Source organism: Acetobacter estunensis, assembly GCF_011516945.1.
Classification (GTDB): Bacteria; Pseudomonadota; Alphaproteobacteria; order Acetobacterales; family Acetobacteraceae; genus Acetobacter; species Acetobacter estunensis.
In genome coordinates, this window is sequence record NZ_WOTH01000008.1 from 28,786 (window position 1) to 41,666 (window position 12,881).

Here is a 12,881-nt window from a genome sequence, read left to right on the forward strand (position 1 = left end):
AGGCACCGCGTCTCACGGGAGACGCCGCAGCCAGATGCGAACAATGGTCTGGGCCGTGCCCCATCCCAGAATGGTCATGATCAGGGGGATGCAGCCTAGTCCGATCAGAAGGTCTGTGGAGGTTCCGCCGATTGTCAGGCTGTGGAGGGAATCCCTCAGAAGAGACGGCCATGTTTCATGGCTCACCGCTGCGCCGGAAAGGGGCGCCATCAGCCTGGAGACGACGGCGATGGGGAGAACAGCCAGAATCGTCCCTAAGGCGCCGCCACCGAAAGCCAGTAGGGCGACCCGGCGGGCAAACCTCCCGGCCACGTAACCATCCGGGGCGCCAAGTCCGTGCAGGATGATAAGACTATCGCGTCGCGCGCCCAGCCCGAGCCGGGTGGCCATGCCGATAACGGCGGCGGCAATGCCTCCGACCAGCGTGATGGCGAGTGCCGCGCAGACAAGCAGGCTGCGGGCAATGGCATGGAGCTGTTCGCGCCAGTCGTCGTTGCGTTCGATCAGCGTGCCGGGCGCCTCGCTCTGCACGGTCGTCACGAATGTGTCCGGCAATGTTGCGCCGGACGTGAGATCGACTTCGACCACGGCGGGAAGCGGCAGGGCGGACGTGCCGGTATTGCCGAGCCAGGGTGCCAGAAGTCGGTCGAGTTCCTGTGTGTCCAGCCTGTGCGCCCGTCGCAGGGATGGCAGTGTCTGCAACAGTGAGAGAACGGCGTCGGCGCGCGATGCGGCCGCGCTGTCTGATGGGACAATCGCCGGTTTTTCGGGATCGGGCACCTGTACGGTCATGAGATTGGCCGCGCCGCGCGCCCAGCGGGCGGACAACTCGCGCGCGCCGAATGCACCGGCAAAGGTGAGGGCGGCCAGAAGGCTCATGGCGGCCACCATGGCAATCAGACTGCGGTCGGGCAGGGCATGCGCGAGAGCCAGACCGTCGCGCGCCTGTTTGCGGCTACTCATCGCCGATGAGCTTTCCGTGTTCGAGATGCAGCGCGGGTGCCGGATAACGGCGCACCAGAGCATCGTTATGCGTGGCCACGATCACGGTCGTTCCCATGGCGGTCAGTTCTCGCAGCATGGTGAGTACGCGCACGGCCTGCGCCTCGTCCAGCGCATTTGTGGGTTCGTCGGCCAGAATGATGGCCGGTCGGGAAACCACGGCGCGGGCGATGGCCGTGCGTTGCTGCTCGCCGCCCGAGAGTTCGGCGGGACAGGAAGACTGGCGTGCGCCCAGTCCCATCCATGTCAGCAGGGTGCTGACTTCCTGTGCGACTTCATCTTCATCGCGTTTCTGAAGGCGCAGCGGGAGCCCCACATTGTCAGCGATGGAGAGGGTGGGCATGAGGCGATAGTCCTGATGCACCATGCTGATCCGTTGGCGCAGGCGCGCGAGAGCGGAGCGTTTCACATGCGGTGTAATGGATGTGCCGAGCAGTTCGCATGTGCCCGATCGTGGAAGCGCTTCAAGATGCAGAAGGCGGAGCAGAGAGGATTTGCCGGCGCCCGATGGACCGAGGAGCCACCGGAAACCGCCCTGCGGCACGGCAAAGCTGATATTGGCGAGGGTTTCGCGTTCCCGTCCCGCCGATGGTCCATGCTGCCATGTCACTTTTTCCAGCCGTATCATGCGGGCGGCCGAAAAGCTGTGCGCGGAAGGAAGGAGCGGGATGCTGTCACGGCTGCCCTCATAACGTGAGCGGATGAGTGATGTCGATCATCATGTAACGGTTCCGCCCCTTTCGCGTCCTTGTGATCGCGTTTAGAAAATGGGAAGAAATTTCGGTACATATCCACCGGGCAAGGGACCGGACATGCGCCGGGTGGAGAGCTCGCAAGAGCACCAGAGAGGAAACCGATGCTGATTGTCTGCCCGTCCTGCGGCATTAAATACAATGTTCCTGCCTCGTATCTGACAAAAGACAGAACATTGAAATGCGCCAGTTGCGGGACGAGCTGGCTCGTGCCCGCCCTGCGCGATGAGGCAAAGGCCAGCTCCGAATCGGCTTCTGTGGAGTCGGTGCCTGCGGGACCCTCAGCAGTTCCTGTGTCTTCGGAAAACCGAGCGGCACCCGCCCCGGAAAAAGAGGCTGCGTCCCCTGCGGGAGAGGCGGCGGAAAGCCCCGTTTCCTCTTCCATTGCTGAGCCGGCTGTTTCTTCTCCTGATGACGGCAAGGCGTCTGACAGCAAAGACGAGGAGGCTGAGCCGGTTTTCGGTGTTTCTTCGCATCAGGACGGGCCTCAGGAAGAAAAGACGGAGCCATCGCTGCCGCCAATTCTACGAACTGTGGCGCCCAAGCCAGCGCCTGCTCCAGAACCGGAAGAAGAAGAGGACGACCGTCCGTTCAGTTTTCTGGATCAGGCCATTGCCCGTCATGCAGCGCAGAGTGACGCCGTGGAAGAGGAACATAGCGTTTCCTCCCACTATGCACCCGCGCAGACGGTCGCAAGCGGGCATTCCCCGATGTGGGAAGAAGCAGCGCTCGATACGCATGCCCTGCACTCCGATGAGAAGAACGGAACGCAGGGTGCCTTTCAGGACACTCTGGCGGCCGAGACGGAGCGGTTGGAGCATCTTGAAGAGGTGGAGCACCATTCGGCCCTTGGAGCGGAAGATGAGACTTCGTCCCATGTAGAGGCGGCGGCTCCTTTCGAGCGGGACAGTCATCAGCCGGACGAGATTGACGATGTTGTCGCGCGTCTGCGTTCTGCACGCGGACAGGGAGCAGGTGCGGCGGAAGCGGAAAAACCGACTTCCGTTCAGGCAGAGCCAACTCCGGCCCCGGCTGAAAGCGCATCATGGGTTCCGGCATGGGATCGTGTGGAACGGGCGGAAGCTGACGAGGAAATGGCGTCAGTCACAAAGCCAGAGGACGAACATGCGCCCATCTGGGATGTGGGAGAGGACCACGGCGAACAGGTCGCTGCGCAATCTGCTTCCGAAGATGAGCAGGTTGAACCGGCTCGGCATGTCGAGCCGGCAGTGGATATGGCGGAGCGTCTGCGTAAGGATGTCTTGCAGCGCACGGCGACAACAGAGGCTACAAAGTCGGAACGGGGTTCGTTTCTGGAAAGTCAGGCTTTCTGGAAGAAGGCATGGATTGCGAGTGGCGCGACTGCCGTTCTCGTGGTTGCCGCTGCCGTTCATTGGTTCGATGCGCTGAGCCATGTTTGGCCCGCGTTGCGTCTGCTCTGACGGGCTGAAAGAAAGCCCGTTTCAAGCATTCTTTGAGCAACTGTTTTAAAAGCCTGTCAGGTTGACCTGAGGGGGCATTCTGCCTCTGAATACGTTGGCTTTTTGTCCCGATATTCCCATATCGGATCCTTCAAAGCCACCTTATCAAAGGAAACCCCTTGTCTACCCTGTGATTGCAGATTGCTGAAACAGCTTCTCAAGCAGTGATTACATGGAACGGGCGGCGATGGCGGAGAGGGTTGCGCCAAGAGCGGCCAGAGCCATCAGCAGAATACCATCGGTAATGAGGCCATCAGGTGTTAGCTGATGCGTGCCGAACATGATCTGATCGGGAATGGCATCCGAGACATGCGACATGACGTCATGCGCCTGCGCATCCACTTTTCCGGCGCTTGAAGACACTGCATTCATGACATGGGGAAGCGCCTTCCACCCGATGCCGGCAATGAGCAGGAGTGGCGCCAGAAGTTCAGCGATCTGCTGAGCAAGGTAGAACAGGAAATACAGAACGGACCAGATGCCAATCCGAGCGAGAGACGATGCTGCGCTGCCTGTGCCTCGTCTGCTCCGTGCAAGGGGCGCTCGGGCTGGACGGCTGCTATCGTCGCTGAAGTTCATGCGGGTCGTCTCTCTTTCTTCATGCCGCATCCGGTCTATTCGATGACAGGATCATCGGAGCCGTATCGCGTGTCCCATGCCGGAGGTAGCGCCGAAGGAGTCGAAAGGCAAATCCGGCATGGGAAGCCGCAGGAGAGACTTTACTTGACGTAAACCTGTCCATAGGACGCAGCCCCAAGGCCGGGGCAACTGCATGGCGCACCAACGGGTGAGGCTAGCGGTAACTGGCAGGTGTAGAGACCGGCTTTACAGGTGCCTCCCAGTGGCGTGCCCGGCGGATAGGAGCCCGGAGCAATTGGCGTTCCGGCCTGTCCCGTACAAGCCGCCATGCCAAGAGTGGCGAGCACGGCAAAAATCTTGGCCGTGCGACGCCTTGCGGTCGGAGCCGCCTTGAAAGTGGTGGTCATCTGGCGATCAACCTCGTGGCTATAATCGGTTGTTTTGCGGTGCCATAACGCCCCGAGCGGCTATGAGATGCAAGTCCGTTCCGCAATGGCGACACCTGCCGCATGTCCGCTTGCCCATGCCCAATGGAAATTGTAACCGCCAAGCCAGCCCGTGACGTCGACAGCCTCACCCACCGCATACAGGCCGGGAACGGTGCTGGCCTCCATCGTGCGGGAAGAAAGCGCGCGCGTGTCGATCCCACCAATTGTGACTTCCGCTTTGGCGTAACCCTCGGTGCGTGCGGGTTTGAATGACCAGTTCTGGAGAGCCTGTGCTGCGGGACGCAGTATTCTATCGGGCCATTCCGCCGCCGGTTTCGGCCCGAGAAGACGTGGTCCCATGGTTTCGGCCAGTCTGCGTGGCAACCATTCTCCCAGAATACTCGTGGCGTGTGCGCGGGGACGAGCGGAGCGCGCGTCTTTCAGGAGGGTGAGGACATCCCTGCCGGGGAGGAGGTCTATGCCGAGAGGCAGCCCTTCCTTCCAGAAAGACGAAATCTGGAGAATCGCTGGTCCTGACAGGCCGCGATGCGTGAACAGTATCGCTTCATCGAAGCCGATCTTGCCGCATCGGGCACGAACGGGGAGGGAGACCCCAGCGAGTGATTGCATCCATTCCAGATCGTCCGCACCTGCTTGTAATGGGACAAGGCCGGGTTCCGGACGCACGACGGGAATGGCGAATTGGCGTGCGAGGTCATGTGCCAGCCCTGTTGCGCCAAGTTTGGGGATGGACAGCCCCCCGCAAGCCAGCACGAGCGTTTCGGACGCAAAGGTCGCTGTGTCAGTGCGCACTTCGTAACCATCGGCGTGTCGCACGTCACGAATGGTTTCGGACAGGCGGATCGTGACGTGACCGGCACGACACTCCTCCAGCAGCATGGCCAGAATCTCGCGGGCAGAACCGTCGCAGAACAGTTGCCCCAGCGTTTTTTCATGCCACGCAATACGGTGGCGCTTCACGAGAGCGAGGAAATCACGCGCTGTGCAACGGGCGAGGGCAGAGCGGGCGAAATGTCGGTTGGTGGACAGGAAACGGTCAGCCGCGACGTGTCGATTGGTGAAGTTGCATCGTCCTCCGCCTGAAATGAGGATTTTCCGTCCCGGTTCGTTGTTGTGGTCCAGAACGAGAACCCGTGCGCCCTGCTGGCCGGCAGTAAATGCCGTCATCAGACCGGCAGCACCGGCGCCTATGACGATGGCATCGAATTTTTCCTGTTTCATGGCAATCCGTTCTCCCATGAAAAAAGCCGCCAGCCCGAAGGCTGACGGCTTTTGCACCCGTTCCACAAAGGGAAGGGTTGTCCCGGCTCAGCGCTTGCTGAACTGGAACGAACGACGGGCCTTGGCCTTACCGTATTTCTTACGCTCAACCTGACGGGAGTCGCGCGTGAGGAAACCGGCAGCCTTGAGAATGCTGCGCAGTCCCGGCTCGTAGTGCGTCAGCGCACGGCTGATGCCGTGACGGACCGCACCGGCCTGACCGGACAGACCACCGCCCGTCACCGTGCAGATGACGTCGAACTGGTTGTAGCGGTCGCTCACGAGGAAGGGCTGCGTGAGCAGCATGCGCAGGACCGGACGGGCGAAGTAGGTGCCCACCGGGCGACCGTTCACCGTGATGTCACCCTTGCCGGGCTTGATCCACACGCGGGCCACGGCGTCCTTACGACGACCGGTCGCATAGGAGCGGCCCTGTGCGTCGCGCTTTACTTCATAGACGGGGGCCTCAGACGCGACGACCTGTGGCGCGACGTCCTTGAGGTCGGCGAGGGTGCCGGTACGTTCGATCGTTTCAGACATGGAAATCAGACCTCACCCTTGGCAGCAGCGGTATTCTTGCGGTTCAGAGCCGCGATATCGAGCGTCACCGGCTTCTGGCCGTCGTGCGGATGCTCGCTGCCGGCATAGACGTGCAGATTGCGCATCTGCTGACGCTGGAGCGGGCCGCGCGTGATCATGCGCTCGACTGCCTTCTCCACGACCTGACCGGGATTCTTGCCCGTCAGACGCTGCGTGATGGTGCGCGTCTTGATGCCGCCGGGATAACCGGTGTGATAGTGGAAGAGCTTCTGTCCGACCTTGTTGCCGGTCAGCTTGATCTTCTCGGCGTTGATGATGACGACATGGTCGCCGCAATCAACGTGCGGGGTGAACTGTGGCTTGTGCTTGCCGCGCAGGCGGTTCGCAACGATGGTGGCGAGACGTCCCAGAACGAGGCCTTCGGCGTCGATCAGGATCCAGTTCTTCGTCACCTCCGCAGGTTTGAGCGAGAGGGTGGTCTTCATGTGTCGTGTGTCCGTTCGAAAATCTTGAGCGGTTCGCGTGGCGCCTTATGCGCAGGCGGAAGGGACGCGTCAAGCACAATCATGCGTCATGAAAGGACGGGAATGTGATTTTTCCCATGTTTTCCGTGACTTTTGGGTGTGGGTAACATGATACCGTGCTGTTGTAGCACTCTACCGAAAGACGCGGAGCTTTTCCTGATGTCCTGCTCCCCGCATCCTGTTAGGTGTGGCACCACATGGCAGACCTGAGAGAGCCGAACGCACCCCATGACTCGTCCATCACCGCGCACGATCGCCACCGCTACAGCTCTTGCCATGGCGACAGCCTTGGGCACGGGAGGGTGGATCTGGTTCCACCGTCAGGCCAATCATGAATTGGTGGAAGCGCTCGAGGATGCACGCGCCCACCTGCCGTCCGATGTCACGCTGACATGGGGCAAGGCCACGGCCCAGCCCGCAAGCCACGGCGCGCGTCTGACGGACGTTGTTCTTCAGGAAGGCGATCTGACTATTTCAGCGGCCGCGCTGGAAATTGTGGGCGCGACACTGGGACCGGACAGAGGAACCGGTGTTTCGCCTTCGGCGGCCAACAGTCCTCTGCATTGCGATCATGTGGTGGCTTATACCTTGCGCGTAGGCAGTCCACACGGGCAGTTCGAAGCCCACCGGATGTCTCTCGACGGCCTGACGCTTCCCGCGCCTTCGGACGATCAGCTTGCGGGGTTGGTGCTCGATCATGGGGAATTGCACGATGCGAGTCTTGGGTTGCCCGTGCGGCAGGTGGCCATGGCTGCGAAGAAGCTGGATCTTGACCAGTATGGTGGCGGTCGTTTTGCCCGTGTGAGCGGACATGGGCTTACGGCCCGAAGCGAAGCTCCTCTGACACGCGAACTGGCCGTCTCCGAAGCTTTTCTCGACGGTGTCGATCTGGCGTCGGTTTTCGCGGATGAACTGGCGGGGCATGTGTCGACTCCCCGCGATGGCACGCGATCCTTTAGAATGGAAGGCGTGCTGCTCAAGGGGCAGACGGTGGCCACGGACCCTGCGCTACAGCCGCTGATGGCTGTGGGGAAAGGACATGCCTATCAATCCATCGCGAACCAGAAGGCGCGGATGACGATCAGTCTCGATCATGTGCGTTTGTGGCCGGTTCTCTCTTTTCTCCAGCTTTTCACGCATGACCGGGTGGATGGCGCGGTCGTTGCGAACGCCATCATCGACTACGAACAGGCCGTCACGCATGTCACCCAGCTTGATGTTCATGTGCACGACTGGGGACGGCTGGATCTTGCGGGCGATTTCACTTCAGGCGCACGGAACCTCAGTTGGTTGCCGCCACTTGAGCAGTTCACTCATCTGGATATGTCGTGGCGTGATGCCGGTCTCGTGCCACGTCTGTTAAGCAACGCGGCGGTCAAGCAGGGCATGGACCCCGATGCGTATGTCGCTTTGCTGAGCCGCTCTCTGGCACCCGCTGGTGCGGCAGCGAATGGTGCAGGCGTGCAGCTTGCCCATTATCTGAACGACCCTTCCGCTGGTCCGCTGACCGCCACACTGGCGCCTTCTACGGCCTTGCCTGTGAGTTCGCTGCTTGAACTGAAAGCCCTTCCATTTCATCCGGAAATCGCCGGAAAATTTGGCCTGTCGCTTCGGGCGCCCGTCGGGGCGAACAGCCGTCCACTCCCGGATACGGAACCCGACGACCCGAACATGACGACGGATGAGCCGGTCGATCCGGAAGTGCTTGCCCCTGCTGATCCACCAGCCCCACCCGCTGGAGCGGAGCACTGAATCAGGTGCCGGACGTTGTTCACGTCATTGGAGCCAGTGGACGTTCGGGGGCGGCGCTTTGCCGCGCCCTGACGACACGTGGCACGCATGTTGTGCCGGTCATTCGCAATGGTGCGCGATATGCCGCGGCTTTTCCCGATGCATCGGTTGGATCCGAGTTTGAGGAGGCTCCTCGGATTGCCGATTTGACCGATCCTGTCTCGGCTCTTGCGTCGGTATTGGCGGATGCCACTGTCATTGTCTGTACGGCCCATGCCCGCAATATCCCGGCCTTGGTGGCAGCGGCTCCCAAGGCTGCGCGTCTCATCTGTCTTGGGAGCACGCGCAAATTCACACACTGGCCGGACGCTCACGGAAACGGTGTGCTGAAAGGAGAGCGCGCTCTTTTCGCATCGGGGCGCGACGGCGTCATTCTTCATCCCACCATGATTTATGGAGCGCAGGGCGAGGATAACGTGCAGCGACTGGCGGCTCTCCTGAGTCGCCTGCCTGTCGTTCCGCTGCCTGCAGGTGGACGGGCGCTCGTTCAGCCCATCCATCAGGACGATGTGACGGCCAGTCTTCTGGCAGCTATCGACCGGCAATGGGTAGGACCGCACGCAGTGGTCATCGCGGGGCCGGTGGCCGTGGCGTACCGCGATTTTGTAGCGCTGGTGGCGCGTGCCGCAGGTATGCCGTCCCGGTTCGTGCTGGCTCTTCCCGGTAGTGTGCTCATGGCAGCGGCGGTCGCAACAGCGTGGTTACCGAAATGCCCCTCCGTTGGACCGGGTGAGATACGACGCTTGCTGGAGGACAAAAATTTCGACATCTGGCCGATGATCAATCAACTGAATGTGGTGCCCCGATCATTGGAAACAGGGCTGGGCCAGTTGTTCCTCAGGAGATGAATCCCGCCTCCGCCGGGTTACTCATCCTTCCATTCGCTGAAGACCAGATAGCCTTTGTGGCCTGTATCCATCTTGTCGAAATTGGAGCGCAGAATGCTTTGTTGCTGACCGGGAAACATGGTGCGAAATCCGGCGGCCCGCCAACTGTTTTCCTTTTCGAGAATGGCCGTGACGCCCACACGAAACTCATCCCATGAGATATGTCCGTCGTGGTTCGCGTCCACTTTCTCGAAGGTGCTCTGGCGTTCCGCTAGTTCTTCAGAGCTGCCGGGTTTCGGCGCTGCGGAGCAGCCGCTCAACAGACTGCCGACCACCGCAGATGCGAGAAACGACCGGGACATGATCCGGAGTCCGCATGGAAACAAGGCTTTTTCCCTTCTTCGATGACTGTCGTAAACGCATGGTCGCATTTCCGGCTTCCATCCCCCAAGGCATGGCAGGTTTCATTTTCCTGCAAGGGTGTTGGGGACAGACTCAGAACTGGACGACATAGTTGTCCAGCAGCCTTGTGGCGCCCACCCGTACGGCAAGGGAGATGACAGCTCCATCAATGAGGTGATCGAGTTCCTGCATCGTCAAAGGGTCGGCAATACTGACATAGTCAACGACAAGAGCCGGCTCGCGGGCAAGTGTGTCGCGGATTATGGCCCGCAGGCGAACTGGGTCACGCTCGCCTGCGGCGATCTCAGTGGAGGCGGCGCTGAGGGCGGCCGATAGCATGACGGCGCGCGACCGTTCCGTCTCATTCAGATAAGCATTGCGGCTGGAAAGGGCGAGGCCGTTCGCACTGCGGACGATATCGCCGATCACGATCTCCACCGGGATATCCAGATCGCGCACCATGCGCCGAATAACGGCGCATTGCTGGGCGTCTTTTTGTCCGAAATATGCATGGGTCGGCTGCACGATGTTGAAGAGTTTGCTCACGACCGTCGCCACGCCGGCAAAATGACCGGGCCGTAACGCGCCCTCCAGTGGTTGCGCCACCGGCCCCACATCGATGCTCGTGGCAAAACCGGGCGGATACATTTCTTGTGGCGTTGGGGTGAAGACGAACGCCACGCCTTCTTTCTGAAGCAGATCCAGATCGCGTTCCAACGCACGAGGATAACGGTCCAGATCTTCATCAACTGCAAATTGCGTGGGATTGACGAAAATGCTTACAGCAACCGTGTGGCATTCCGTGCGCGCTCGGCGAACGAGACTCAGGTGACCTTCGTGCAGAAAGCCCATGGTGGGCACGAAGCCAAGTTTTTCCGTGAAGGAACGACGCCCAGCGCGCAATTCGGCAATGGAGGAATATACCTGCATGATGTCAGCCCTTCTTGGGAGGAAGGGCGGTCAGGGCTGCGGTCAGTTCGTCCTCGTCCATTTTCGCGCTTTGTTTGTCCGTGGGAAAGGTGCCGCTTCGGACTTCATTCACATAAGTGCGGATGGCGTCTTCCATCGCAGCACCGATTTCCGCAAACCGCTTGGCGTGACGGGGAGAGCGGCCTTCAAACAGTCCAAGGACATCGTGCCAGACCTGCACCTGCCCATCGCATTCAACACCCGCGCCAATGCCGATCACGGGAATGTCGAGCCGTTCGGACACCGCTTTTGCCAGTGGTGCCGGGACGACTTCCAGCACAAGTGCGAATGCGCCAGCTTCCTGTAGGGCAAGCGCATCTTCCAGAAGTTTGCGAGCCTCTGCTGCCCGACGCCCCTGCACACGCAGACCGATCTGATGTTGGGACTGTGGCGTCAGACCGAGATGCCCCATGACGGGAACACCGAATTCGACAAGACGACGTATCTGTGGGACGGCGCAGGCGCCACCTTCCAGCTTGACGGCTTGCACACCACTTTCCTGCATGAGACGCTGGGCGGATTGCACGGCATCCTCAATTGTTGCGTAGCTCAGAAATGGTAGATCCGCGATGACCAGAGCCTGTCGGCTTGCCCGCATGACGGCGCTGGCGTGATGGATCATATCATCAAGCGTGACAGGCAGCGTCGTGTCGTGGCCGAGCATGACCATGCCGAGAGAGTCACCGACCAGAAGCAGTGGAACGCCTGCACGCTCTGCAATCAAGGCAGATGAATAATCATAGACTGTCACCATGGCGATGCGTTCGCCATCGTTTTTCATCTTCCCGACATCCGCAACCGTGATCCGCACACGCATCTCCACAAGCTTGTCCTATTTGGACAGTGTTCAGGGAGGATGTTGTGACTCACTCGTGGCGGAACGCCAAATGCGGACGAAGTCTCAGGTTCGTGTTCGCTCGGCATTCATGACGCAGCGATTGCGTCCTTCCTGCTTGGCCTGCGCCAGCGCGGCATCCGCTTCATGAATCAGATGTTCATAATCGGGGTGACCATCGAAAGTTGCGAGGCCGATGGAAACCGTGACTTTCGTTGCCCCCATCAAGGGTTTGTGGAAAACTTCGCTGCGGATGTGTTCTGCCACGCTGCTCGCTTCGCGCTCGTCCGTTTCCACGAGCACGACAAGAAATTCCTCTCCCCCATGTCGGAAAACGAAGTCTCCGGGACGACATAGTCCGCTGATGATTTCCGACACGCTACGCAGGATCGAATCACCCTGAGCATGACCGAAGCGGTCATTGATGAGGCGAAAGTGATCAATATCCACCAGCAGCACGGTCAGGGGAAGATTGTTTCTCAGCGCGAGCGTGACTTCGCGCGAAAGAATGCTGGGAAGAAAGCGACGACTGAGGGTGGAAGTGAGGGGGTCGCGTCCGCCGGCTATCAGTTCATTTTCCGTGAACATATTGTTCAGGAGAAAACCGATTTCCTGTTGGATTTCCTGCAGATTCTGGATTTCTGCTGGAGGGACGGGAAAAAGCTTTTCGATCCGGGGCAGAAGGTGATGATCGAGTTGGTCGATCAATTCGTGAACCTTAGAAAACCCCGGCATTTTTCCAAAAAGAGGCGTGCCCTTGTGGGCCAGCCAAAGCCCGAAACCTGATTTTCCAAGAGTGGGCAGTGGTGGGGGATGAGCGCAGCAGATCGACAGAAGGATCTTGTGTCCCCAATCGAGCAACGCGGCTCTCTGGGCTTCTTTCTCCACTGCCAGATCCTGGCCGAGTGTGACGAGCCGACAGGCTTCGTCCGTGGCGATTTCCTTGCGGAAATCCTCCACAAATTCTCCCCCCATGATCTCCATCGCCATGTCGATCATGTTGTCCACATGCCGCACGACAGCGAGCAGGTCGGTCTGCAAGGTGAACTTCTCGAACAGCAGGGGACGCAACATGTCCTTCAGGATGCGTGCGCCATGCAGGACCAGACGCATGGGCACACGGATGCGGGCATGCACCGCCCCCACCCGTTTCTGAAGCGCGATCAGAGCGGCCGGATCAGGAGGATGAAGCGAAAAAAGCGCCGTCAGCCACATCTTCAGGGCGTGGCCGAGCTGGTCTCGGACAATCTGAGTGGAGAGAAAGGCGGAGGCCGCCTCGTCATCGAGAAGAGCGGTGTAGAACGCTTCCGCACAATGCTCTGCGTATTCCCTGATAAGATGGGAGATTTCCAGACGGAGAGAAGGCTCAATCTGCCGGAGAATGGTGCTCCATTCGGTGATCGCACAGGAAGGCGCGTCACATATTGGCTGATGGGCAGCCCCGTCCACTCTGTTCTCCTGTTTCCGCTA

At 60.1% G+C, this 12,881-nt stretch carries 14 protein-coding genes and 1 pseudogene; 4 read left to right on the plus strand and 11 right to left on the minus strand.

The genetic code is table 11. The annotated features are described in order from the left end of the window. Positions 1-12: 12 nt before the first annotated feature. Both GOB87_RS05705 and GOB87_RS05710 read right to left on the minus strand, forming a co-directional pair. A complete protein-coding gene (locus GOB87_RS05705) occupies positions 13-963 on the minus strand; it encodes a cell division protein FtsX (protein WP_166313689.1) in 951 nt (316 codons plus the stop codon). After that, entirely contained in the window at positions 956-1,630 is a 675-nt protein-coding gene (locus GOB87_RS05710) for a cell division ATP-binding protein FtsE (RefSeq protein ID WP_166313691.1), read from the minus strand. The genes GOB87_RS05705 and GOB87_RS05710 overlap by 8 nt, the downstream gene beginning before the upstream one ends. 228 nt (positions 1,631-1,858) lie before the next feature. Here GOB87_RS05710 and GOB87_RS17110 point away from each other — a divergent pair. Continuing rightward, positions 1,859-1,951, plus strand: a pseudogene (locus GOB87_RS17110) (zinc-ribbon domain-containing protein); the annotation flags it as partial. Positions 1,952-2,047: 96 nt separating this feature from the next. Further along, the gene (locus GOB87_RS05715) at positions 2,048-3,196 is read left to right on the plus strand and encodes a hypothetical protein (protein WP_242006185.1); all 1,149 of its coding nucleotides are present in this window, start codon (positions 2,048-2,050) and stop codon (positions 3,194-3,196) included. Between the two features lie 207 nt (positions 3,197-3,403). On the opposite strand, the gene GOB87_RS05720 is transcribed toward GOB87_RS05715, so the two are convergent. From GOB87_RS05720 to rplM, 5 genes are all read right to left on the minus strand, one after another. Then, positions 3,404-3,814, minus strand: a complete 411-nt coding sequence (locus GOB87_RS05720) for a hypothetical protein (RefSeq protein ID WP_166313695.1) — start codon at positions 3,812-3,814, stop codon at positions 3,404-3,406. A gap of 140 nt (positions 3,815-3,954) precedes the next feature. After that, a complete protein-coding gene (locus tag GOB87_RS05725; protein ID WP_166313697.1) occupies positions 3,955-4,221 on the minus strand; it encodes a hypothetical protein in 267 nt (88 codons plus the stop codon). A 60-nt stretch (positions 4,222-4,281) separates the two neighbouring features. Then, entirely contained in the window at positions 4,282-5,484 is a 1,203-nt protein-coding gene (locus GOB87_RS05730; protein WP_166313699.1) for a BaiN/RdsA family NAD(P)/FAD-dependent oxidoreductase, read from the minus strand. Between the two features lie 87 nt (positions 5,485-5,571). Continuing rightward, positions 5,572-6,063: a 30S ribosomal protein S9 gene (rpsI, locus tag GOB87_RS05735; protein ID WP_166313701.1), complete on the minus strand. Its 492-nt coding sequence runs from the start codon at positions 6,061-6,063 to the stop codon at positions 5,572-5,574. A gap of 5 nt (positions 6,064-6,068) precedes the next feature. Continuing rightward, the gene (gene rplM, locus GOB87_RS05740; RefSeq protein WP_166313703.1) at positions 6,069-6,548 is read right to left on the minus strand and encodes a 50S ribosomal protein L13; all 480 of its coding nucleotides are present in this window, start codon (positions 6,546-6,548) and stop codon (positions 6,069-6,071) included. A 267-nt stretch (positions 6,549-6,815) separates the two neighbouring features. Between rplM and GOB87_RS05745 the strand changes: the two genes are divergently transcribed. Both GOB87_RS05745 and GOB87_RS05750 read left to right on the plus strand, forming a co-directional pair. Further along, positions 6,816-8,339, plus strand: a complete 1,524-nt coding sequence (locus GOB87_RS05745; protein WP_166313705.1) for a 3-demethylubiquinone-9 3-methyltransferase — start codon at positions 6,816-6,818, stop codon at positions 8,337-8,339. Positions 8,340-8,344: 5 nt separating this feature from the next. After that, positions 8,345-9,226 (plus strand): SDR family oxidoreductase, encoded by an 882-nt coding sequence (locus GOB87_RS05750; protein WP_166313707.1) that lies wholly within the window; start codon positions 8,345-8,347, stop codon positions 9,224-9,226. A 17-nt stretch (positions 9,227-9,243) separates the two neighbouring features. On the opposite strand, the gene GOB87_RS05755 is transcribed toward GOB87_RS05750, so the two are convergent. The 4 genes from GOB87_RS05755 to GOB87_RS05770 all read right to left on the minus strand — a co-directional run bounded on the left by GOB87_RS05755 (position 9,244) and on the right by GOB87_RS05770 (position 12,860). Then, positions 9,244-9,567: an EF-hand domain-containing protein gene (locus tag GOB87_RS05755; RefSeq protein WP_166313709.1), complete on the minus strand. Its 324-nt coding sequence runs from the start codon at positions 9,565-9,567 to the stop codon at positions 9,244-9,246. Positions 9,568-9,700: 133 nt separating this feature from the next. After that, a complete protein-coding gene (panC, locus tag GOB87_RS05760) occupies positions 9,701-10,537 on the minus strand; it encodes a pantoate--beta-alanine ligase (protein WP_166313711.1) in 837 nt (278 codons plus the stop codon). A gap of 4 nt (positions 10,538-10,541) precedes the next feature. Beyond that, a complete protein-coding gene (gene panB, locus GOB87_RS05765) occupies positions 10,542-11,387 on the minus strand; it encodes a 3-methyl-2-oxobutanoate hydroxymethyltransferase (RefSeq protein ID WP_166313833.1) in 846 nt (281 codons plus the stop codon). A 90-nt stretch (positions 11,388-11,477) separates the two neighbouring features. Next, positions 11,478-12,860 (minus strand): GGDEF domain-containing protein, encoded by a 1,383-nt coding sequence (locus GOB87_RS05770; RefSeq protein ID WP_166313713.1) that lies wholly within the window; start codon positions 12,858-12,860, stop codon positions 11,478-11,480. Between the last annotated feature and the right edge of the window lie 21 nt (positions 12,861-12,881).